The sequence below is a fragment of the Epilithonimonas hispanica genome, from assembly GCF_003385395.1.
In the GTDB taxonomy this organism is placed as follows: Bacteria; Bacteroidota; Bacteroidia; order Flavobacteriales; family Weeksellaceae; genus Epilithonimonas; species Epilithonimonas hispanica.
Genome location: NZ_QNUG01000043.1, coordinates 1 through 24,224, shown reverse-complemented (window position 1 = coordinate 24,224; position 24,224 = coordinate 1). Strand labels below are relative to the sequence as shown.

At 42.1% G+C, this 24,224-nt stretch carries 23 protein-coding genes and 1 pseudogene; all 24 read left to right on the top strand.

Annotated features, from left to right (window positions below):
• Positions 1-223: 223 nt before the first annotated feature.
• A pseudogene (locus DRF58_RS15190) lies at positions 224-484 on the top strand (hypothetical protein); the annotation flags it as partial.
• A 69-nt stretch (positions 485-553) separates the two neighbouring features.
• A complete protein-coding gene (locus tag DRF58_RS15185) occupies positions 554-970 on the top strand; it encodes a hypothetical protein (protein ID WP_059344226.1) in 417 nt (138 codons plus the stop codon).
• Positions 971-1,194: 224 nt separating this feature from the next.
• Entirely contained in the window at positions 1,195-1,578 is a 384-nt protein-coding gene (locus DRF58_RS15180) for a hypothetical protein (RefSeq protein WP_059344225.1), read from the top strand.
• A gap of 26 nt (positions 1,579-1,604) precedes the next feature.
• Positions 1,605-2,228 (top strand): DUF3347 domain-containing protein, encoded by a 624-nt coding sequence (locus tag DRF58_RS15175; protein ID WP_059344224.1) that lies wholly within the window; start codon positions 1,605-1,607, stop codon positions 2,226-2,228.
• A 14-nt stretch (positions 2,229-2,242) separates the two neighbouring features.
• Positions 2,243-3,526 (top strand): efflux RND transporter permease subunit, encoded by a 1,284-nt coding sequence (locus tag DRF58_RS15170; protein ID WP_031504500.1) that lies wholly within the window; start codon positions 2,243-2,245, stop codon positions 3,524-3,526.
• Positions 3,527-3,528: 2 nt separating this feature from the next.
• Positions 3,529-5,487 carry an efflux RND transporter permease subunit gene (locus tag DRF58_RS15165; RefSeq protein WP_116036647.1) on the top strand — a complete coding sequence of 653 codons (1,959 nt, stop codon included), beginning with the start codon at positions 3,529-3,531 and terminating at the stop codon, positions 5,485-5,487.
• Positions 5,488-5,504: 17 nt separating this feature from the next.
• Positions 5,505-6,752, top strand: a complete 1,248-nt coding sequence (locus tag DRF58_RS15160; RefSeq protein WP_116036646.1) for a TolC family protein — start codon at positions 5,505-5,507, stop codon at positions 6,750-6,752.
• Between the two features lie 20 nt (positions 6,753-6,772).
• Complete coding sequence (locus tag DRF58_RS15155) at positions 6,773-7,999, top strand: efflux RND transporter periplasmic adaptor subunit (RefSeq protein WP_245955505.1); 1,227 nt, start codon at positions 6,773-6,775, stop codon at positions 7,997-7,999.
• 11 nt (positions 8,000-8,010) lie between these two features.
• Complete coding sequence (locus tag DRF58_RS15150) at positions 8,011-9,216, top strand: efflux RND transporter periplasmic adaptor subunit (RefSeq protein ID WP_116036644.1); 1,206 nt, start codon at positions 8,011-8,013, stop codon at positions 9,214-9,216.
• Position 9,217: 1 nt separating this feature from the next.
• A complete protein-coding gene (locus tag DRF58_RS15145; RefSeq protein ID WP_116036643.1) occupies positions 9,218-9,679 on the top strand; it encodes a heme-binding domain-containing protein in 462 nt (153 codons plus the stop codon).
• Between the two features lie 120 nt (positions 9,680-9,799).
• A complete protein-coding gene (locus tag DRF58_RS15140; RefSeq protein ID WP_245955503.1) occupies positions 9,800-10,369 on the top strand; it encodes a helix-turn-helix domain-containing protein in 570 nt (189 codons plus the stop codon).
• A 359-nt stretch (positions 10,370-10,728) separates the two neighbouring features.
• Positions 10,729-10,953, top strand: a complete 225-nt coding sequence (locus tag DRF58_RS15135) for a heavy-metal-associated domain-containing protein (RefSeq protein WP_051872593.1) — start codon at positions 10,729-10,731, stop codon at positions 10,951-10,953.
• Between the two features lie 232 nt (positions 10,954-11,185).
• Positions 11,186-11,527, top strand: coding sequence for a four-helix bundle copper-binding protein (locus DRF58_RS15130; RefSeq protein WP_059344218.1), 342 nt, complete (start codon positions 11,186-11,188; stop codon positions 11,525-11,527).
• A 111-nt stretch (positions 11,528-11,638) separates the two neighbouring features.
• Positions 11,639-12,694 (top strand): Vgb family protein, encoded by a 1,056-nt coding sequence (locus DRF58_RS15125; protein ID WP_116036640.1) that lies wholly within the window; start codon positions 11,639-11,641, stop codon positions 12,692-12,694.
• 79 nt (positions 12,695-12,773) lie between these two features.
• The gene (locus DRF58_RS15120; protein WP_116036638.1) at positions 12,774-13,805 is read left to right on the top strand and encodes a type II glyceraldehyde-3-phosphate dehydrogenase; all 1,032 of its coding nucleotides are present in this window, start codon (positions 12,774-12,776) and stop codon (positions 13,803-13,805) included.
• Between the two features lie 153 nt (positions 13,806-13,958).
• Positions 13,959-15,020 carry a class I fructose-bisphosphate aldolase gene (locus DRF58_RS15115; protein ID WP_116036637.1) on the top strand — a complete coding sequence of 354 codons (1,062 nt, stop codon included), beginning with the start codon at positions 13,959-13,961 and terminating at the stop codon, positions 15,018-15,020.
• A gap of 26 nt (positions 15,021-15,046) precedes the next feature.
• Positions 15,047-15,889 carry an ATP cone domain-containing protein gene (locus DRF58_RS15110; protein ID WP_031502521.1) on the top strand — a complete coding sequence of 281 codons (843 nt, stop codon included), beginning with the start codon at positions 15,047-15,049 and terminating at the stop codon, positions 15,887-15,889.
• 13 nt (positions 15,890-15,902) lie between these two features.
• Positions 15,903-17,276 (top strand): MBL fold metallo-hydrolase RNA specificity domain-containing protein, encoded by a 1,374-nt coding sequence (locus tag DRF58_RS15105; protein ID WP_116036635.1) that lies wholly within the window; start codon positions 15,903-15,905, stop codon positions 17,274-17,276.
• 9 nt (positions 17,277-17,285) lie between these two features.
• Positions 17,286-17,846: an AAA family ATPase gene (locus DRF58_RS15100; protein ID WP_116036634.1), complete on the top strand. Its 561-nt coding sequence runs from the start codon at positions 17,286-17,288 to the stop codon at positions 17,844-17,846.
• A gap of 46 nt (positions 17,847-17,892) precedes the next feature.
• Positions 17,893-18,465, top strand: coding sequence for a DUF305 domain-containing protein (locus tag DRF58_RS15095; RefSeq protein WP_245955501.1), 573 nt, complete (start codon positions 17,893-17,895; stop codon positions 18,463-18,465).
• Between the two features lie 37 nt (positions 18,466-18,502).
• Positions 18,503-20,629 carry a heavy metal translocating P-type ATPase gene (locus DRF58_RS15090; protein WP_116036632.1) on the top strand — a complete coding sequence of 709 codons (2,127 nt, stop codon included), beginning with the start codon at positions 18,503-18,505 and terminating at the stop codon, positions 20,627-20,629.
• Between the two features lie 7 nt (positions 20,630-20,636).
• Positions 20,637-20,777 carry a heavy metal-binding domain-containing protein gene (locus tag DRF58_RS19060; protein WP_317124873.1) on the top strand — a complete coding sequence of 47 codons (141 nt, stop codon included), beginning with the start codon at positions 20,637-20,639 and terminating at the stop codon, positions 20,775-20,777.
• Between the two features lie 5 nt (positions 20,778-20,782).
• Positions 20,783-23,380, top strand: coding sequence for a multicopper oxidase domain-containing protein (locus DRF58_RS15085; protein ID WP_394338499.1), 2,598 nt, complete (start codon positions 20,783-20,785; stop codon positions 23,378-23,380).
• Positions 23,381-23,671: 291 nt separating this feature from the next.
• Positions 23,672-24,145, top strand: a complete 474-nt coding sequence (locus DRF58_RS15080) for a hypothetical protein (RefSeq protein WP_116036631.1) — start codon at positions 23,672-23,674, stop codon at positions 24,143-24,145.
• Positions 24,146-24,224 lie beyond the last annotated feature (79 nt).

The window sequence follows — 24,224 nt, the reverse complement described above, 5'->3', positions numbered from 1 at the left end:
CTTGAAATTCATAGACAAATATCTGATTATCAGATATAAATATACAAAAAATAACAATTATAACCAAAAAAAATCCGCCTCAAGTTGTGAGACGGATTCATTTATTGACGTATTTATTACAGTTTGCTAAGAGTAACATTGTGAATAATTTAGGAAAAATAAATTTCGTAAATTTGAGCTTTGGGGTATAATGAATAAAAAATTACTTTCTGAACGCGATATGGAAATGGCGGAAATTGATGAACCTATTCGCGAAACCTACTATAAAGGTAATCAGAAATTCGATGAAGTTTCCCCAAAATACGCACTAATGAGTTCTCACGCCGGGAGACGAACTTTTATCTGCAACGCTTTGGCTTTAGGAATTCCACCGCAGGTCGTGATGAAGTGGACAGGTCACAGTGATTATGCTGCGATGAAGCCCTATATTGATATTGCAGATCAAACAAAAATAAATGCTATGGCAAAGTTTAATATGTTGTAAACCCTAACTTTTTTAAGGAAGTAGTTTAGCTTCTAAAATAATTCCCTATCTTTGTGCTGTTTACTTACAATGGTCGGAAATTTTAAAATACTATTCCTTTCCCTTACACTGGCGTTATTTCTGGCGCCAGGGATTTCTCAGGCTTGCAGTAAAAAGGAGAAGCAGGTTATTAAAACCGCGACCAGTTCCCAAACTTTCATAAAACAGTCATTCGCACAGATACAGCCGTCTTGCGACAGCGACGATTGCAAAGAAGAATGCTGTCACCCAAAATCACACAATTGTCAAACCGATGGATGCTCAGGAAATTGCAGCGGAAACCTTTGCAGCTCTGCTCAGTACACCGTTCTAGCGGACAGCAAATTTTTAGAGGATTCTAAAAACGAAGCGTCCGGTTACGAAGACAAAAATGCTAATTTCTTTTATCAGAATCCTCATTACTCCGGTGGATTCCATACCATTTGGGAACCGCCCAAAATAGGTTAAGATCTTCTTTTACAGCCCGAATTGTGTCTGGTCGTGAAGTGTTTATGACACTTTAGCCCGTTCTTTTTTAGCGGCGCTGTAAATACATTTGAACTTCAAACGCTCCTTTAAGCTCTTTCAAAATAGACTTTCCTTTTTTAGTAAAGGATAATTTGAGGAACCGGATGTTCAAAAGCACTTTCTCAAACAAGGAGGCTCACTATTAACCTATAATATAAAATTTAATGAAGAATATTCTTTTGGGAATACTCGCTTTTATAGCGGTGTTCCTCGTTTCCTGCAACAATTCAAAAGCTGAAAGTACACAAATTGCGGTCGCAAAGTTCACCACCGGTGACATTGTTCCCAACGATGAGGTATGTATGGTAAACAATGCCTATATGGGCAAAAAACAGCTCGAAGTAAAACATGACGGCAAAACCTATTATGGTTGCTGTGAAAACTGCAAACTCAGAATCCCGCAGGAAGAAAATGCCCGCATGGCATACGATCCCATATCTCATCAACTCATCGATAAAGCAACCGCAATTATTGCGATCTCTGATAAAAATGATAATGTCGTGTACTTCGAAAATAAAGCAAACTACGAAGCCTTTTTTAAAAAATAATCAATAACCTTTAACCTGATAAAATAATGAAAACAATACTATTCAGCCTTTTGGCAATCGGCACTTTTGCATTCACTTCTTGTAAGGAAAACAAAGAACAGAAAAACACCACTGGTACAACCATGCAGCATGATATGAGTACAATGTCGGACAGTTCAGCGATGGACAATATGGCAATGGATGCTAAGGTAACCGTGACCACCGCCAAAAAAACTACCGCTGACCTTACGGAGCTCTATTCTCATTACACCCACCTTACATTCGCGTTGTCCGGTGATGATGATAAAGAAGCGGTGAGTGCGGCCAAAGGGATCCTCGCTTCTTTTCCCAAAATAGACAAAAACGGTTTTTCTGCTGAACAGAAAAAAGAATTTGCTGATCTCGAATCAAGCATCAGTGAAAACGCCGAGCACATTGCAGATAACGCCGGAAAGATTGATCATCAGCGCGAACATCTGGATTTAATGAGCGCAGATTTTTACGACCTGCTGAAAGATTTCGGAACTCCAAAACCGGTGTACAAAGTATTCTGCCCGATGTATAATGATAACAAAGGGGCCTTCTGGCTTAGCGATTCACGTGAGGTGAAGAATCCTTATTTAGGCAAAGAAATGCTTTCATGTGGCGAGGTTCAGGAAGAAATTAAGTAAAACCGTACAGAATCATGATTCAAAATTTAATCAAACTGTCCCTCCGCAACAGGTATTTCGTTTTGCTGATAGCAATCGGCCTTTTTATCTGGGGTATTTTTGCGGTAAGGGACAATCCCATCGATGCAATTCCGGATCTGAGTGAGAACCAGGTCATCGTTTTTACGGAGTGGATGGGCAGAAGTCCCCAGATTATTGAAGATCAGGTGACTTTCCCGCTGGTCAGCAACCTTCAGGGAATTCCGAAAATTAAGAACATCCGCGCCTCTTCCATGTTTGGGATGAGTTTCGTGTATGTCATTTTCGAAGATAATGTGGACATATATTGGGCCAGAACCAGGGTAATGGAACGGCTTAATTATGCGCAGCGCTTACTCCCGCAGGATGTTACCCCTACTCTCGGACCGGATGGCACCGGTGTAGGTCACGTCTTCTGGTATCATTTCGATGCACCCAAAATGGATTTGGGAGACCAGCGTGCCCTTCAGGACTGGTATGTAAAGTTTGCGCTTCAGACGGTTCCCGGTGTGGCGGAAGTAGCCTCCTTTGGCGGCTTCGAAAAACAGTACCAACTCATTGTAGATCCTGTAAAACTCCAGTACTATAACGTATCCCTCATGGATGTGATGAACAAAGTGAAAGCCAACAATAATGATGTGGGCGGACGTAAATTTGAGATGGCCGATATGGCCTATATCATTCGCGGCCTGGGTTATATCAAGAACGTAGCCGATATCGAGGAAATTGCTTTGGGAAATTACAACGGAATTCCTGTGCGGGTGAAAGACATTGGTTCTGTACAGATGGGTGGCGATTTGCGTCTGGGTATTTTTGATGCAGACGGTGAAGGCGAAGTCGTGGGCGGTATCGTAGTGGCACGGTATGGCGAAAATGCGGATAAGGTCATCAACGATGTGAAAGAGAAAATGAAGGACGTTGAAAAAGGACTCCCTGAAGGCGTCACCTTCAAGACATCGTACGACCGCAGTACGCTGATTGAAGGGGCAATAGACAATATTAAAACCAAGCTGATTGAAGAAATTATCGTGGTGGCAATCATTGTTATTCTGTTCCTATTCCACTGGCGAAGTGCATTGAGCATCATCATTCAGATTCCGGTCACCATTGCCATCAGTTTTATTCTGCTCAATGCGTTTGGACTTTCCTCCAATATCATGTCCCTTACAGGAATTGCGCTGGCAATTGGGGTGATTGTAGATAACGGAATTATCATGTCTGAAAATGCCTATAAAAATCTCTCCGATTGGCAGAACCATCAACAAAATAAAAACCCATAACAATGAAGACCAACTGGTTTAAAAATATATTCAGAAAAAAAGACAAAGAGAAAGACAGTTACGTTAAAATTCCCGAAGACATTCGGTTGAAGATTATCGAAAAATCATCCTTACAGGTATCCAGAGGCGTATTTTTTTCTACGGTAATCATCGTGGTTTCTTTTCTCCCGGTATTTATGTTGACCGGTCAGGAAGGTAAACTTTTTCATCCGCTGGCGTACACTAAAACATTCATCCTGATTGTTGATGCAATCCTGGTGCTTACCCTTGCCCCGGTGCTCATCTCCTTTTTCATGAAGGGAAAATTTAAGGACGATAATAAAAACCCAATAAACAGAGGCTTGGAACGGATTTACGAACCGCTGATAAGATGGTGCATGAAATGGAAAAAAACCACGCTGGGAATTAATATTTTGGCACTGCTCATCAGTATTCCAATGATAATGAACCTTGGACGTGAGTTTATGCCGCCTTTGGATGAAGGATCCCTGCTCTTTATGCCGGTTACCCTTCCCGATATTTCAAACTCTGAAGCCAAAAGATTACTGCAGGTACAGGATAAAATCATTAAGGGAATTCCGGAAGTGGATCATGTCCTCGGAAAAGCCGGAAGAGCCAACACGGCGACAGATAATTCACCCATCTCCATGATTGAAACCATTATTTTGTTGAAACCGCAAAGCGAATGGCGCGAGGGCAAAACAAAAGATGATCTCATCAATGAGCTGAATGCCAAACTGCAGATTCCAGGCGTAACCAATGGCTGGACCATGCCGATTTCCAACCGGATCAATATGCTTTCAACAGGGATTAGAACGGATGTGGGCGTAAAAGTGTACGGACAGAACCTGGACAGTATCGCGGTCCTTTCCGAAAAAATAAAAAAGGAACTCACCGGTATTGAAGGAATAAAAGACATGTACGTAGAACCCATTACCGGCGGAAAATATGTGGATATTGAAGTGAAACGCGAAGAAATAGGAAGATACGGCCTAAGTGTGGATGATGTAAATGCCGTCGTGGAAAGTGCCCTCGGCGGAATGAAACTCACCACCACCGTGGAAGGCCGACAGCGCTTTTCGGTAAATGCCAGATACGGCCAGGATTTCAGAAATAATTTGGAATCTCTGAGAAGGCTGCCCATGCAGACGATGGAATTTGGTTCCATTCCGCTAAGTGCAGTGGCTGACATTCGTCTTACAGAAGGACCACCAATGATCAATTCTGAAAACGCAATGTTGCGCGGAACCGTTCTGTTCAACGTACGCGACCGGGATTTAGGCAGTACCGTAGAAGAAGCCCAGGCAAAACTCAATAACATGGTGAACAAAATGCCTAAAGGTTATTTCGTGGAATGGAGCGGACAGTACGAAAACCTGATTCGCGGTGAGCAGACTTTAAAAATGATTATGCCCCTCGTACTAATAGTGATTTTCCTTTCGATGTATTTTGCGTTCAATTCTTACCGCGAAGCTTTCTTTAATCTCATCAGTATTCCTTTTGCCTTAATCGGCGGTGTATTCATGATTTCGCTTTGGGGCGTCAATCTCTCTGTAGCAGTAGCAGTCGGCTTTATTGCCCTGTTCGGACTTGCGGTAGAAACCGGAATTGTGATGGTCATTTACCTGAACGATGCCATGATTCAGCTTATTGCCAAAAATGGCAACTCACGGGAGACCATTACCAATGAAGAACTTCGGGAGTACGTCATTAATGGAGCAGCCAAAAGATTAAGACCTAAAATTATGACCGTGTGTGTCACCCTCTTCGGACTTGTACCAATCCTTTGGAGCCACGGCGTGGGAAGTGATATGATGAAACCAATCGTATTACCGATGGTGGGTGGCGTTTTTACTTCCGCAATTCACATCCTGTTGGTAACCCCCATTATCTTTTACATGCAGAAAGAATGGGAACTGAATAAACTGGGAAAAATTGACGTCCTCGACGCTTCCCATTAATCCTTAATTATTACAAAATGATAAAATTCATAATAACAGGAGTACTTACCTTGCTTTTTACCGCCACTTTTGCTCAGCAAATGTCCCTGCCCGCTGTAATGGACAGTATCGCAGCCAACCATCCGGTGGTTAAAATGTATAATGCGGAAGTCCGGTCAATGGACGCTGCGGCCAAAGGCGCAAGAAGCTGGATGCCCCCAACCGTTGGAGCCGGTTTCTTCATGACGCCCTATAATCCAAAACTCTGGCAGCGCGACGGCGATATGCTCGGTATGGGCTCAGTAGCAGTTTCGGTAGAACAGATGTTGCCCAACAGAAAGAAACTCGATGCCAACGAGAATCTGATGAAGGCAATGTCCTCTGTGGAAAAGGAAAAACTTTTTGCCGCCCTCAATGAAAACTTTCAGGATGCGAAAAAACTGTATTACAGTTCAATCGTCCTGGATAAAAAGCTGCAGGTCGTAAAGGAAAACGAAAAGATGCTTGATTTCATGATCAGAAACGCCGAGATCCGGTACAAAAACGGGCTTTCCAAAATATCTGCATATTACAAAGCCAAAGCCGCCCTCGGAAGCTCCAAAAACATGCAGCTCATGTACGAGAATGACCTCCGCGTCAACCGGATCCGGTTGAATGCCCTCATGGGAAGAGACCCGCTCGCGCCACTGGAGATTGAACCGGAATACAACCTGAATGATTATTCTCTCGAGACTTTTGGTCAGGATCTATTTTATCAGAACAGAAGTGATCTCCGCGGCATCGACCGGGAAATCAATATTGCCAAACTCAAACAGGATCTGGAAAAGCAGAATCTAAAGCCGGAATTTGGCGTAAAGTTCGAAAACATGTTTGGTTTTGGCGGCCAGCCCATGCAGTTTTCACTCATGCTGATGGCAAAGCTGCCGTTTGTTTCCTGGGCTTCAGGCATGAATAAAGCCAATATTGAAAGTCTCAAACTGAAAGAAGAGGCCTTGCAGGCACAGAAAGAAATGATGGTGAACGAATACAGTGGAATGGCCTACGGAATGCGCAACGAACTGGACCTGAATAAAAATCAGCTCAAACTCTATGAAGACACCATTATTCCGGCCTTAAAAAACAACTACAAATCCATGCAGTTAGGCTACGAGCAGAATACGGAAGAACTCTTCATGTTGTACGATGCCTGGGAACAGCTGAATATGACCCAATTGGAATATTTCGAGATCCTGACCAAAGCACTGCAGACGCAAACTGAAATTGACCGCTTAATTGAAAGAAGATGAGAAAAATTATAATATTCACTATGCTTTTATTTGGTTTGACGGCGTGTGACAAAGTTAAGTTCTGGGAAGATAAGCACTCGGCAGAAGCTGCAATGCATACTTATACCTGTCCGATGCACCCGGAAGTGATTTCAGACAAACCCGGCAAATGTCCCAAATGTGGGATGGATTTGGTCCTGAAAGATGCCCCTGAAAAAAAGGAAGAGGGGATTAAACTCGACGATCTGCTGAAACCAACCAATGAATTTGTAGTGTCGGAACAGCCCGTAATAAAAGTAAAAAGAGAAAACATACCCACCACGGTTGATGCTTTAGGGACGGTAGAATACGATACTCGACAGATTGGCAGTATTTCCTCACGCGTTGCGGGCCGTATCGAAAAACTCTATGTGCGGTATAAATACCAGAAAGTGTCCAAAGGCCAGCGCATTTTAGATATATACAGCCCGGAACTGTTAACCGCGCAGCAAAACCTGCTCTTCGTTATTAAAAATGACCGCTCAAACAAAACAATGATCGATGCTTCACGCCAGAAACTCCTTCTTTTGGGAATGCCGGCTTCACAGATTCAGAAAGTCATCCAGCGAGGGAAACCTGATCTCACAGTTCCGGTTTTCAGCAATTACAGCGGACACATTCAGCAGGCAGGATCGGCAGGAAGCATGGGGTCATCACCACAATCTGCACCCGCAATGGTTTCAAATACGGCAGCCACCGCTGAACTACCCCTAAAAGAGGGAATGTATCTTCAAAAAGGACAGAATATTTTCAGTGTCTACAATCCCAACAGAACCTGGGCTCTGATCAATATTTTCTCTGAAGACATCGCACTGGTCAGCAAAGGACAGTCAGTCATGATCATCCCAGAAGCCAATCCGGAGAGCCGCTTCAAAGGAACCATCGGTTTTATTGAACCGTTCTTCAGGCAGGGCAGCAAAACCGTAACGGCGCGCGTCTATTTTGATAATTCCACCGCAAAAATTCCTGTCGGAAGTCAGGTGAAAGCGGAGATTATGAGCCACAACAGAATGGCAGACTGGCTGCCGAAATCAGCGGTGGTTTCTTTAGGGATTGATAAAATCGCGTTCAAAAAAGTAGAAGGCGGTTTTATTGCCCATAAAGTTGTTACCGGCGCGGTGGTAGGCGATAAAATTCAGATCGTGAGTGGTTTGCTTCCTGAAGATGGAGTTGCCGAAAATGCACAGTACCTGATGGACAGCGAAAGTTTCATAAAAATTAACAGATAAAAATTGATAAGATGAAATTCAATATTTTAATGCTGGCCTTGCTGGTTTTTCTTTACTCCTGTAAAAAGGAGGAAGATCCGCATGCCGGCCACGATATCTACTACACCTGTTCCATGCACCCGCAGGTAGTCTCCGATAAACCCGGAAAATGCCCCATTTGTCATATGGATTTGGTGCCTGTCGAGAAGAAAAAGAATGCTGATCCTAACGAAATTATCTTGAATGACGAGCAGGTTAAACTTGGGAATATCAAAACAGTCGCGCTATCAGATGGGTCTATGGCTGATAAACTTACGCTGACCGGAACACTCAATTTTAATCAGTACCAAATGCAGGCAGTAAGTTCAAGAGTAATGGGTAGAGTTGAACGGTTGTATTATAAAAACATTGGCGATTTTGTTCCGAAGGGGGCGCCGTTGGTCGATATTTACAGTGAAGAACTCAATAATGCAAAGCAGGAATATTTGCTGGCATTAGAAAGACGCAAGCTGTTCGTCGGTAATACTTCCATTGATTTTGATCAGTTGCTCCAAAGTTCCCGCAACAAGCTTTATTTATGGGGAATGTCCGAAGGCCAGATCAAACAGCTGGAAAGATCAGGAAAAGCCACACCTACTACTACCGTGTTCAGCAATGCGGCCGGTTACATCACCGATCTGAGCATTGCCGAAGGCGATTATCTTGCCGAAGGTGGCACCATCGTGAATCTGGCAGATCTTTCATCGCTTTGGGCAGAGGCGCAGGTCTATTCCTCTCAAATGGCTCTCCTTCAGAAAGACAGCAAGGTCACCGTATATATTCCCGATCTGGATAATTTGAAGATTAATGGGAAGGTTGATTTTACAAACCCTGAAATAAGCGCCTCCAGCAGGATAAATCTGGTGCGCATTTCCGTGCCTAACAAAGGAAATCTGCTGAAACCCGGCATGCCGGTATATGTTCTGGTGGAAAACAAATCCCGTGATGGTCTTTCAATGCCTGTGGATGCGGTAATCAGGGATGGCAAATCTTCCACGGTGTGGGTGAAAACCGCGAAGAACACCTTCGTCAACAGAATGGTGGAAACGGGTCTCGAATATGAAGACAGAATAGAAATCACATCAGGAATTAAGGCGGGAGACGAAGTAGTGGTCTCCGGGGCCTACCTGCTGAACAGCGAATATATATTTAAGAAAGGGGCAGATCCCATGGCGGGTCACGATATGAGCACCATGTAATATGAGAAAATTGAATATCATAGGTTGGCTGTCGGTGATAGTAGTGGCGGTTGTTTTAGCCATTCAGTTCATACCGGTGGAGCGTAATGTCTCCACCGTTCCGCCAGGTCAAAGTTTTGAAAAAACCGAAAAGGTGCCCGCCAACGTGGCTGCAATCCTTAAAGTTTCCTGCTATGACTGTCATTCAAATAATACCCGTTATCCCTGGTATTCGGTATTACAGCCGGGCGCGTGGTTCATGGCCCGGCATATTAAAAAAGGCAAAGAAGAACTCAATTTTGATGAGTTCAATAACTATTCAAAAAGACGTAAAAAAGCAAAAATAAAAAGCATCATCAGCCAGATTGAGAAAGACGAAATGCCTTTAAAATCATACCGCATGATGCACGGAAACGCCAGATTATCAGCGGATGAAAAAAAAGAACTGTTAGATTTTTTTCGTGACAACGAATATAGTAAGTAACGCAGAACATAAGAAATGACGCTCGACTTTGGTTTTTAGAGTATCAGAAATGGCCGTTTAGAATAAAAAAGGATCGGAAAAGACTATGCTGTAGAATCAACAAAAATTAAAAACAACGTGATGAAATTAAATATTAAAAATATGGTTTGCAGCCGATGTCTCAAAGTGCTTAGGCAAGAGCTTGAACAACTGGGAATTAAGGTTTCATCAATTGAACTCGGGGTATTGGTAATCGACGAGATGGCTGGTAATCATACTGAAATCATGGCGAAAATTGAAAGCGTTCTCCATACCAATAAATTTGAAATAATCCATAGTCCAGAGGAAGTGCTCGTCGAAAAAATCAAACATTTTTTACTTCGTAAAATAGAAGAGCTCCCTCTTGATTCCACAGTAAACCTATCTCAAACTTTAAGCGCAGAGTTCAACCATGAATATAAATCATTGAGCAAGCTGTTCTCGCACCTTGAAAATACAACAGTGGAAAAGTATTTTATTAATTTAAAAATAGAGAAAGTAAAACAACTTATTCAGCTCAGGCAGTACACCTTTTCAGAAATAGGGCATCTCCTGGATTACAGCAGCGTCAACCACCTATCTAGACAGTTTAAAGAGATTACCGGAGAGAGCATGACAGAGTATAAAAATGCTGAACTAGCCAATCGAAGATCCTATGATGAAATTAGTTAACCTTAGAACTTAGGCGTACGAAATTATAAATAGGAAATAGTTGCGAAATAGAAACGGCAATCACAGAGACGTTTGCGCAACTCTCGATAAACTTCAGGTATAGTTTTGATGTTACTTGGCCTTTTTTTCAAAGCGAAATTATACAGAAACTAACGAAAATTATGCAGAACATCCGTTTAAGAAACTTGTACTTTTACAGTAGTAATTACAACCAGCTCGCTTTCAAAAACTACTTTATTGCAACACGAGTTTGGTCAAAATACGGCTCACAGAACGTATTTTAAACGGATAGTGGGAAATTTACAATGTATAAAATAATAAAATCGACCAAAATGAAACAACAAATTGAAATAACAGGAATGTCCTGCGAAGGCTGCGTTAAAAATGTCGAAAAAGCGTTGAAAGAAATTGATGGCGTACAGAATGTAAAAGCGAGTCTGCATCCACCACGCGCAGTTATTGAAGCAGAGAAATCGATTAATACAGCGCAGTTAACGCAAGCCTTGGCGAAAGTAGGTTATAGTATTGCCGGCGCTTCCGTAGATGAGAATTTAAAAAAGTCTGGTGGCTCCTGTTGCTGTTGAAAAGTATGAACTGCGCGGGCAAGTATAATGTTAGTACGATGTGAACGATAACGGTAGAAATGCTCCGCTGAAAACTAAGTGAAAGAAGCAACTAAATTTTTTTTTAAAAAAATCAAAGTAGCCAGCAATAGCTTGCCTGATCGAACGCACTTATGATTGCGACAGTATTGGCGCAGAAATTGCATATTTATTGAAAAAACCAACCTATTTATTAACATAAAAACCAACAATTATGACAGGTTATCACACGTACCAAAGTTGTATTGAAGCATGTTTAAAATGTGCTGCAATATGTAATCACTGTGCTTCATCATGCACTGAGGAAGAAGATGTAAAAATGATGGCGAGATGCATTCAGTTAGACATGGAATGCGCAGCGATCTGCTATGCATCAGCACAGTTAATGAGCCTCGGCAGCGACAAAGCAAAAGACATTTGCCGTATTTGTGCCGACATCTGTGAAGCATGTGCTGCAGAATGTGAAAAACATGCACAACATGGAATGGATCATTGCCGTGAATGTGCAGAAGCTTGCAGAAAATGCGCCGAAGAATGCCGGAAAATGGCAGCGTAATTTAAAACGGGTGGTGATTTTAATGATTGCCACTCTTTTTATCTACATCCTAACGACCAAATTAAAATCTATTAAACGAAAAAATTTTTTACCCCGACATTGGTTGTCATAATGACCATGCTATTTGTTATGGTCAGCAGTTGCGGCAATAACGATAATAGCAATACCAATAGTAGTAATACTGATAAACCATCTTCATTGCCAAGGGCTAAAGTTTATGTAGCCAATGAAGCCGGAGGCAGTGTTTCAGTTATTGATCTTCAGGATAGCTTAAAAACTACAAGCATTGACTTAAGTGATAGCGCCGGAACTATGTTTATGGCCCATAATGTTCAGGTGGCCCCCAATGGAAAATCTGTTTGGGTGGCGGCAGCAAGTATGGACAGCAGTAAAACAAATTACTTAATAGTTATTGACCCAAACAGCGGTACAATAAAAGAGCGTGTGCTGTTAGGTAAAGATCTACACGTGGCCCATGTAGTTTTAGACGATCAATCAAAGAATGCATTTGTAACCGCAGGTGAAACGAATGAGGTCATACAAGTAGATGCAACGACCTATCAGGTGGTACGGAAGTTTGATTTAGGTGCAAAACATGCACCACATGGTTTGCGCTACGCTAAAGGCAAATTGTATGTAGCCAATATGGACGGAAAAAGCATGTCTGTCATTACTGTAGCTGATGGCAAAGTAACTGATATTCCTCTTGGCGGAATAGCTCCACAGGTGGCAGTTACCCGTGATGATAAATTTATTTTCATCTCTTTATACGACACAAAAGAGGTGATACAGTATGACCTTAAAAATGGTCAACTAAACAGAATACCATTACCTGCTACTGCTCAAGGTCCAATTCAGTTGTATGCTACCCCTGATAGTAAGTTACTGTATGTGGCTGACCAGGGAGAGTTACTCGGAAGACCGGTTTCAAACGAGGTTTATGTAATAGACATACCAAACGCAAAAGTGATAAGTACCATTAAAGTTGGTAAGAAGGCACACGGTGTTGTAGCAAGCAACGACGGCAAATCAGTTTATGTAACAAATACTATAGACAATACAGTTTCTGTGATTGATGTGGCAAGTCAAAAAGTAATCCACACAATCCCGGTTGGCAAAGGCCCTAATGGAATAAGCTATTGGTTTGAAACTGGCGGTATGCCGTAAACAGGATATTAAAGGAAATAGATATCAAAGAACATTCTAGTAATATCAATTTATATAAATTAAGCTAAATAAATTTATTATGGAAAAGATTAAAGTAGCCGTAAACGGATATGGTGTCATTGGCAAACGGGTTGCCGATGCCGTACAGATGCAGGAAGACATGGAACTGTCAGGTGTATGTGATGTGGTAACTGACTGGCGCATTCAAATGGCAGTATTGAAAAAATATCCCGTGTTTGCTTCCGATGACATGTTTAAAACAAAGATGAACGAAGCAGGAATAAATTCATCAGGCACGTTGAACGATCTGCTTGCATCCTCAGATATTATTGTGGATTGTACGCCCAAAAAAATTGCGGCTCAAAATATAGAGCTTTATAAAAAACTTGGTAAAAAGTTTATATTACAAGGAGGTGAAAAGCATGAAGCAACCGGTCATTCCTTTAGTGCCGAAAATAATTATGCAACTGCAATTAACCTTGATGCTACAAGAGTAGTTTCCTGTAACACTACTTCCATTGTAAGAACACTAACCGCACTGAAGAATGCAGGCTTGCTCTTAAAAGCAAGAGGCACTTTACTTCGTCGTGCAACCGACCCATGGGAAAGCCATTTGACCGGGATTATGAATACCCTGGTTCCCGAAAAAGAAATACCAAGTCATCAGGGGCCGGATGCGCAATCCGTTGACCCCTCTTTTGACGTTATCACATCAGCAGTTAAAGTACCGGAAACGTTAAGCCATCTACATTACTGGAATGTACAGTTGACCAGAAAGGCCGATAAGGAAGAAGTTTTGGATGCGTTCAATAAATCTACCAGAATTGCAATGATTAAATACAGCGATGAGTTAGCCGCTAATAATACAGTTAAGGAATTAATGCTTGCAATAGGCCGCCCTTATGGAGATATGTATGAAGTAGCCTTGTGGCAAGACATGCTGAAAGTGGTTGGAGATGAAGTGTTCTATGCTTACCTAGTCGATAATCAGGCTATCGTAATCCCCGAAACCATTGACGCTATCCGTGCCCTAACCGGAATTGAACCAGACGCTGAAAAGTCGATACTTAAGACCAACGAAAGCCTTGGAGTTAAACAGAGTTTTTATTAGGAGTAAGCAAAAAGTAAATTATCAAATTAATAAAACGAAATGTTAAGGAAAATGGTTTTGTACCCTGCAAATATTTGTAAGACGCGCACTTCCGCAAATGCCTATTTCTAAAACAAATAGAAATTTAGGGATTAAATTAAAGTTTAAAAAAAAATGAAAATGAACGATAACATTGCAGACTTATTAGGCAAGAAGGCAGCCTTCTATTTGGATCACGTTTGCCAAAAAATTACAAAAGATGAACTGCTGACTCCAGGCAAATACAGTCTGGAAAAGGTCTTTGGCGATAGCAACAGAAACCCGCAGGTTCTGCGGAGTCTCGCTCAACTTTACGGTCAGGGTAATCTTGGCGGCACGGGTTATCTGAGCATTCTTCCTGTTGATCAGGGTATTGAGCATAGTGCTGTATACTCGTTTTATAAAAACCCCGACTATTTCGACCCTGAAAACATTTTAAAACTTGCACTCGAAGCTGGTTGTAACGGTGTGGCCTCTACTTTTGGGGGGCTAGCTCTATATGCCCGAAAATATGCACATAAAATCCCTTTTATCATAAAAATTAATCACAATGAATTACTAAGTTTTCCAAATAAATATGACCAAACGCTATTTGGAAAAGTAAAAAACGCCTGGGATATGGGGGCAGTTGCCATAGGAGCAACCATCTATTTTGGTTCCGAAGAAAGCGACAGACAGATCAAAGAAATTGCCGAGGCGTTTGAGCACGCCCATCAGCTCGGTATGGCGACTATATTATGGTGCTATCTTCGAAATGAGGCATTTAAAACAGCAGATCAGGATTATCACTCCGCTGCGGATTTAACAGGACAAGCCAATCATATCGGAGTAACAATTCAAGCTGATATTATTAAACAAAAATTGCCGACAAATAATTTTGGATTCAAAAACATTAAGTTCGGTAAATACGATGACGCGATGTATGAGGCACTAACAACTCCCCACCCGATTGACCTCTGCAGGCTGCAGGTAGCGAACTGTTACATGGGCAAAATCGGATTAATTAACTCCGGTGGCGATTCAAAAGGTGAGTCAGATCTGCTTGAGGCCATTACAACAGCGGTCATCAACAAAAGAGCGGGCGGCACTGGACTGATTATGGGTCGGAAGGCATTTCAGCGCCCGTTTAAAGACGGTGTGAACTTGCTACAAAGGGTACAGAGTGTATATCTCGATAATAAGATAACAGTTGCCTAAAATAAGTTTCAACAAACTATCAGAAAATGAAGATTCCCATTAGCATCGTAAAAAAGTCCGGAGATATTGTCGCATTTGATGTCGAAAAACTCATTAATTCACTTAGGCGCGCGTCTGCTGGGGAAAACGTCATTCAGCAAATCGTTGGTGAGGTTCAGTCCACGATTTACGAAGGCATGACCACCACAAAGATCTATAAAATTGCTTTTGATTTGTTAAAAAAATATTCCCGCGTAAGTGCTTCAAAATACAAACTCAAAAACGCACTCTTTGAATTGGGTCCCTCCGGTTTTCCTTTTGAAAAATTAGTGGGCAAACTGATGGCTCATGAAGGTTTTTCCACCCAGGTTGGGGTCATTGTTCAGGGAAATTGCGTGTCGCATGAAATAGATGTCATCGCTGACAAAGACGACCAGCACTGTTTTATTGAATGTAAATTTCACAGCGACCAAGGGAGATTTTGCAATGTAAAAATTCCTCTGTATGTCAATTCCAGATTTCTGGATGTAGAAAAACAGTGGAAAAAACAAAAAAGTAACGAAGGAAAAATATCTAAAGGAGGTGTGTACACCAATACAAGATTCACTTCTGATGCCACACAATATGGGAAATGTGCAGGTTTACTAATGGCAAGCTGGGACTATCCTTTTGGGAACGGTTTAAAAGAGAGAATAGACAAATCCGGTTTGCATCCATTAACCGCATTAACGACCCTGACAAAAAACGAGAAAACAAAATTGTTAGACCTTGGTGTAGTTCTTTGCAGAGAAATTTACGAAAACCCGGGGGTCTTAAACCAAATCGGACTTGCAAAACCACGCCATAAAAACATTATCGAAGACGCAAAAGAATTATGCACTCAGCACTAAATCAATCTGCCCAATGAAAAATACAAAAATTACCATTCATTTTTTGGGCGCTGCGGGTACAGTAACGGGTTCCAAATATTTAATCGATACAGGAGCACATCAACTCCTAATCGACTGCGGACTTTTTCAAGGATTAAAGGAATTACGACTTAAAAACTGGGAGTATCCGCCTGTGGACGTTTCAGATATTGATGCCGTATTATTGACACATGGCCATTTCGACCACACAGGATACCTTCCCCGATTGGTAAAATATGGTTTTAACGGACCAGTTTACGGAACAAATCCAACTTTGGATATTGCCACAATCGTTCTGAACGACAGTGCCAAAATACAGGAACAGGAAGCAGCGCGAGCCAATAAGGAAGGCTACTCCAAACACAGTCTCGCAGAACCGCTGTACGGCCTGAAGGATGTAGAAAAAACATTGCCCCATTTTAAGGAGGTTCCGCCATCACAGTGGATTCCTTTGTTTGATGGTATCAATGCACGGTTTCAGTACAATGGGCATATTTTGGGTGCAGCTTTCATTGAGTTGGATGTACATGGCATACGTTTTGTTTTTTCCGGAGATATTGGACGTACCAATGATCTACTGCTATATCCACCCCTGAAACCAGAAAAGGCAGATGTTCTTTTTATCGAATCGACCTACGGAGGAAGGTTTCATCCTGATGAAGTAGAGGCAATTCCGCAGATTGAAAAATTAGTCAATGATACTATCAACAGAGGTGGCAGCCTGTTTATCCCAAGTTTTTCGGTTGAACGCGCCCAATTGATGATGCTTATTTTATGGAAGTTGCTAAAGGAAAACCAAATACCCAAAGTACCGATAATCATGGACAGTCCGATGGGAGCCAGCATACTCGATCTGTTTTACCGTACCAGAGATTGGCACCGGTTAACAACCGACGAATGTGATGAAATGTGCGATCATTTCACGGTGGTCAGCAGCTATCAGGAAACCATGGAGTTGCGGTCCGACAACAAACCAAAAATTGTTATCGCCGGCAGCGGGATGCTCACCGGTGGCAGAATGCTCAACTATCTTGAAACCCAGGCGCAAAACCCTGATAATACCCTGCTTTTTGTCGGCTATCAGGCCGAAGGAACCCGTGGAAGAAAACTATTGGATGGTGAGAAAAAACTAAAAGTGTATGGAAAATGGGTTCCTTTCAATATGGAAATAGCGGAAATTGAAGGACTATCTTCACATGCAGACCACAATGAACTCATTGGTTGGATGAATGAAATAACAAATATTCCTGAAAGAATTTTCATCGTACATGGGGAAAAGGAAGGCGCAGAAGCGCTACAGCTGGGCATAAAAGAAACCTACGGCTGGGATTCGCAAATACCGCAACTTTATGATATTGAAGAATTATAATTTGGAGAGATGAATCATATAACAGACAGTAAAATCAAGCATTCAAATGAGACCAACTGGTATGTGATTACCGGCGGACCCAGTACCGGAAAAACAACGACCATTGATTTGCTTCAGAAGCAAGGTTACCTTACGACAATTGAACACGCCAGGCATTACATTGATACCATGCATAATGAAGGAAATTCTGTTGAAGAAATCAGAAGCAATAAAAAGAAATTTCAATTGGGCGTGTTAGATATGCAGATTGCCCAAGAAGGATCGCTCAATAAGGAGGATATGGTTTTTTTGGACAGGGCTATCCCGGACGCAATGGCTTATTATCAATTTTTAAACTTGGATTATGATGAAAAGTTACTTAATGCCGTCAACGGGGTTTCCTACAAAAAAATATTTATTCTAGACCGATTGCCTTTTACCAAAGACTATGCGAGAACCGAAAATGAAGACGATCAAAAACTAATTCATCAGTTGATAATAGAAAGCTATACCAATCTCGGTTTCCCTATCGTTTTTGTTCCGGTTTTGCCTCCCGAAGAAAGAGTGAAATTCATTTTAGATAATTTATGAACAAAAAATATTCATCCAAATTGTTAACATATAAGAAATTATTATTATGAAAAATTCAGAACATGATCACAACATGCTTAAGGATACTGATTCAGCAACAGACAATCATTCCAAACATGAAATGGAATCGAGCAAGGAGTCTGTACAGCACGCGCAAAAAAGCCATGCCTCTGCATACAAAAAGTTATTTTGGATGCTTCTGATTTCCTTTATTTCAATGTTTATACTAATGTATGCGATGGTGGACAAGCTGGCTAATGTAATTCCAAACATAAACCAGTTATACATGGCAGGCCTGATGGCTTCTCCTATGTTAATCATCGAACTGCTGTTAATGGGGAAGATGTATCCCAACAAAAAACTCAATAAAATTCTTATGGGCCTCGGAGTGCTGATGATGGTGCTGTTTTGGTCCGGGATCCGGCAGCAGACAGCCGTGGGAGATGTCCAGTTTCTAAAGTCCATGATTCCACACCATGCAGGGGCTATTCTTATGGTCGAAGAAAGTAATCTGGTCGATCCGGAAGTGAGAAAGTTGGGCGAGGAAATTATCAAAGCACAGGAGGAGGAAATTGCCGTCATGAGGGCGAAAATTAAGGAACTTCAAACCCGGAAGTAATCTCAAATAGCAGAATTTAACGCAAAAAAAATGAATTATGAAAAAATACACCTGTCCCATGCATCCCCAGATATTGAAGGACGAACCGGGGAAATGTCCACTTTGCGGAATGAACTTAATTCCCTTGGGAGGAACCGCCCGACCTGAAAAAGACGAACACAGCCATCATCATCAGAATCATGATCATCACTCAGAATCTGATAGTTCAGCGGCGGGATTTGACAAACATGCAGGTCATCATACTCCGGATTTCCTGAAGAGATTCTGGATCTCTTTGGCACTTACCGTTCCGGTCCTTCTGCTTTCTCATATGATTCAGCAGTGGCTTGGTTTCACAATTGCTTTTAACGGTGATAAATATGTACTTCTGGTTTTGGGAAGTATTATTTATTTCTACGGTGGAATGCCTTTTTTCAAAGGGTTTTTGGGCGAAGTGAAAGCCGGAGCTATTGGGATGATGACGCTCGTTGCTTTGGCAATTACTGTAGCTTATGTCTATTCCGTTGCAGTCGTATTCGGGCTGCCGGGCATGGATTTCTTCTGGGAACTTGCCACCTTAATTGTGATCATGCTTCTTGGGCACTGGCTCGAGATGCGTTCGCAGATGGCTGCTTCAAAAGCGTTGCAATCTCTAGTTGCCTTACTACCAAATGACGTAACCGTCGAGCAGAACGGAAGTCCGGTTAAAATAAAACTGGAACAGCTGAAAAACGGAGATACTGTAATCATAAGACCGGGCGAAAAAGTCGCCGCTGACGGTCTGATTGTCGAGGGCAGTTCCAATTTAAATGAAAGCATGCTGACCGGAGAAAGTGTTCCTGTAAGAAAAGAGTCCGGTGGAAAGGTTATCGCAGGGTCTATCAATGGAGACGGGGCTTTAAAGATAAAAGCAACAGGGGTTGGAAAGGATTCGTACCTCAATAAGGTCATTAATTTGGTTCAGGATGCGCAGGCAGCAAAGTCGAACACTCAGAATCTGGCGGATAAAGTAGCCAAATGGCTTACTATAGTAGCAATTGTGGTGGGAGTAGGAACTTTCGCTTACTGGTACATCACCATGGGAGATTTGGCTTTTGCTCTGGAACGGATGGTAACGGTAATGGTAACGTCCTGCCCTCATGCTTTAGGAGTGGCAATCCCTCTGGTGGTGGCCATTTCCACTACACTTTCAGCGACAAATGGTTTACTCATCAGAAACCGCACGGCTTTTGAAACCACCAGAAAATTATCGACCATTATTTTCGATAAAACCGGCACCCTTACGAAAGGTTCCCACACTGTGCAGAAAATCATTCCTCTAACGGAACACTATTCGGAAAACGATTTACTCCAGTATGCAGCAGCAGTGCAGCAGAACTCCGAACATCATATTGCAAAAGGAATCATGCAGACCCTTTCTGAGAGAAAACTGGAGCTATGGAAGTCAGACAATTTCCGCTACATGCAGGGAATTGGAGTTACAGGAATGGTTAGTGGTAAATCGGTAGTCGCGGCCGGTCCTAATTATTTTGTTCAAAACAATAAACAGGTACCTGCCATTCCGGAAGAAATCAACCAGGATGCAGAAACAGTGAACTTTATTTTGATTGATGACGTGCCCGTGGGTATTGTTTCTTTAGCAGATACCATTCGCGAAGGCGCAAAAGAAGCTATTGACCAACTTCGAAGCATGAACATTAAATCATTCCTGCTTACAGGTGATAACGAAAAGGTAGCGGCGGCGGTGTCAAAGCAGTTAGGAATGGACGGATATTTGGCAAATGTACTTCCGCACCACAAACAGGAAAAAGTAAAAGAATTTCAGGATAAAGGAGAAATCGTTGCCATGACAGGTGACGGCGTAAATGATGCACCGGCTTTGGCAGCAGCAGATGTAGGCATTGCAGTTGGCAGCGGAACTGATGTTGCTGCCGAAACCGCAGATATTATTCTGGTGAACAGCGATCCTCGGGATGTTGTAAAAATGATAGACTTTGGAAAAAAGACCTACAGTAAAATGATCCAGAATCTGGTGTGGGCAGTGGGCTATAACGTCGTGGCTATTCCACTTGCTGCAGGTGTTCTGTATCCCACATATGTCCTGAGTCCCGCCATGGGCGCAGTGCTGATGAGTGTCAGTACCATCGTGGTCGCACTTAATGCAAGTTTGTTAAAAATTAAATAATCACAGGATGAAATATATATTTTCGCTCTTCCTATTTATGGCAATGTCCATAAACAGTTATTCACAGAGCACCAAAACCGTGTACACCTGCCCGATGCATCCACAGGTCGTGAAATCAGCACCCGGTAACTGCCCATTTGCGGCATGACACTGGTGAAGAAAACCGTTACTGAGAAAAAAACGGCGGCCAAATCCGCAGCTGCTCCTAAAAAAGTTACAGCAGTTAAAAAAACTACGGCTAAGAAACCTGAAATTACCGCTGCAAAAACAAAGACGGTAACGGAAGTTAAAAAAACGGTCCTGCCAAAGGCTAAACCAACACCGAAAGATCCAGCCGCCGTTAAGACCCCACAACATCAAACTTCAAATCATAATCAGCATGAAGCTGCGCAAAAAAGTTACACATGTCCGATGCACCCCGAGGTCGTATCAGACAAACCCGGACAGTGTCCGAAATGCGGAATGAATCTGGTCCTTCAAGAAAAAAAAGAAGATCATTCTGCACACGGAAGTACCCAAATGGATGGTGAACACAAAATGGTGATGCCGATGCCTGAAAAAAACCTGAAAGGAGGGCGCAAAGTGACGTATCATCTTTATGTAAAAGATACACTCGTGAATTTTGCTGGTAAGGAGAAAAGAGCCATAGCGGTAAACGGGCAGATTCCGATGCCAAAACTGGAGTTTTATGAGGGCGATACGGCGGAAGTGATTGTCCATAATTTAATGGACGAAGAAACTTCTCTGCACTGGCACGGTCTTCATCTTCCAAATAAAGAAGATGGGGTTCCCTGGCTTACCCAGAAACCCATTCCACCACATTCAACCTACACGTATTCGTTTCCGATCATCCAAAACGGAACCCACTGGTATCACTCACATACTGGCCTGCAGGAGCAGATTGGAATGTATGGGATGATGATTCTGAAAAAACGTCCCGAAGATCCTACCTTCCGGAAAGGGATAGATGATCTGCCCACAGAGCATCTTATCCTTAGCGAGTGGACAAACCTGAACCCCAATAATGTTCAGCGGATGCTTCACAACGCCAATGACTGGTTTGCTATTAAAAAAGGCAGTACTCAAAGTTATGCCGAAGCCATTAAAGAAGGCCACTTTAAAACAAAACTCACCAACGAGTGGAAGCGGATGCTGGCCATGGACGTGAGTGACGTGTATTATGACGCCTTTCTGATTAACGGTAAAATAGAAAGCCAGCTCGCAGGATACAAAGCCGGTGACAAAGTACGGCTGCAAATAGCCAACGGCGGGGCTTCCTCTTATTTCTGGCTTAATTATGCGGGCGGAAAAATTAAAGTAGTGGCCAGTGACGGACTGGATATTGAACCCGTGGAGGTAGACCGTCTAATCCTTGCTGTTTCTGAAACTGTGGATATTGTAGTTGAAATTCCGGAAGAAAACACCTCCTATGAACTCCTCGTTACCCCCGAAGACCGAACGAAATCAGCATCTGTTTATATTGGAGAAGGAGCTACGAAATCCCATGATCCATTACCCAAACTCAAATATTTTGAAGGAATGAGGATGATGAATGACATGATGAAGATGAACGGTGACATGAAAGATATGGGCATGAAGATGAGTTATCAGACGATGGATATGAATCAGGTGATGTACCCTGAGATTAATGCTGAAAACAATGCAGCAATGCCGATGAATACAATGGACAACAGTGATGCGGAAATGGATCACTCAAAGCACCAGATGCCTGCTTCCGGGATTACCACCTTGAATTACGAAATGATGAAGTCGCCTTATGACACTTCGCTTCCGAAAGACAGTCCCGTGCGCGAGCTCAAGTTTACCCTTACGGGAAACATGAACCGCTACGTTTGGAGCATGGACGATAGAGTCCTGGCAGAATCGGACAAAATATTGGTGAAGAAAGGGGAAATTCTCCGCATTACCCTTTTCAATAACTCAATGATGCGTCACCCGATGCACCTGCACGGTTTTGATTTTCGGGTACTCAACAAAAATGGCGTTCAGGCACCCCTCAAAAATGTGTTGGATATTATGCCGATGGAAACTAATGTCATCGAATTTGAAGCAAAAACTGACGGGGACTGGTTTTTCCACTGTCACATCCTCTATCACATGATGGCGGGGATGAACCGTGTTTTTGCTGTTGGTGATTATCAGAATCCTTTGCTGCCCGATAAAGCTTCAGCTTACAAAAAGCTCCAGCGCGAAAGTAACATGTGGCACCTTATGGCCGAAAACGATTTTGCTACTAATGGTAACGACGGGATGGCGAGGATCTCAAATGCCCGCTGGGAATTGGGAACAGAATGGCGTTTAGGTTACAATCCCCATCACGGCTACGAGGTGGAAACCCAACTCGGCAGGTATGTGGACCGTATGCAGTGGCTGAAACCATTTATCGGATTTAACTATCGTTATAGAAAGATTGACAGGAATAATATTGAAAAAAACCTTTTTGGACAGGCATCTACTAAAGATGAAAGAAAAACTTTCAGCGCTGGTATCATGTATAAACTCCCGATGTTGGTGGACCTGCAGGCAGAAATATTTACAGACGGAATTGTAAGGTTCCAGCTGAAACGTGAAGACATTCCGTTGACTGCGCGTTTGCGCGGGGCATTCATGGTCAATACCGACAAAGAATATATGGCAGGTCTTAAATATATCGTCACAAAAAATATCGGAATCTCAACCCACTACGACAGCGATATGAGCTGGGGTGCAGGGATTACTTTGAATTATTAAGATACTTGTTGATGAGCAATGTTTAATAGGGTGCAACACGTTAAATAAAGACCGATTGCACTTTATTTTGCTCGTACGCAGCCAGATATGTAATAAAGGAAGGGGGAAAATACTTATTACGAAGAAATTTGAAGTATCAATTTCTAGTCCCTACTTCTAAAATCAGGGACTAAATCGGGGATTGTTTAATGGTTTATACGATGCCTTATGCGTTTATAAAATTATCTAACTTGCTTACTGTCAGTAAAATGATGACTTACATTGCTTTATTGGTTTAAATAAAAACTCCCTGTGGAACTACATGAGCATTTTGATGAAATTCACCCAAAAGTTTTAAATTTTTTAAATGACAATGAAGAGAAGATAATTGAGGGCTACGAAGAAAATGACGGGCACCCATTTCAGCATGTCTTTAATTCTTTTCTAAATTTATTTAAAGTAAGGTTTCCTCTTGTAACAAATTCAGAAGTTAACATTTTTAGATATTTTTTTGTTGAAAAGTTGCAAAGTCACTTCCGCAAAGAACTTCAGGACTCAATTGAAGTATGCAGTCAAACATATTTTGGAAATTACTACATAACATTCGTGAAGATAAATCTCGATCCGAAAGATGTTTCTTCTGTTTATGCCGTTAAACCTAAACTTGACAACCCAAGGACTGCCAAGCAACATGGGGCATTCTTAATTTTTGGTATTAGTCCATCATTATTTACTGTTTTCGGGTTATATAAACCAATGGCTAAATTTAACCTGAGTTCGGGTTAAGCGAAGTTCAAAAATAATTGACCGTCATTTACTTTTTTCAAGTTGAGTGACGGTTTTTTTGGAAAGAAACAATAGGCTG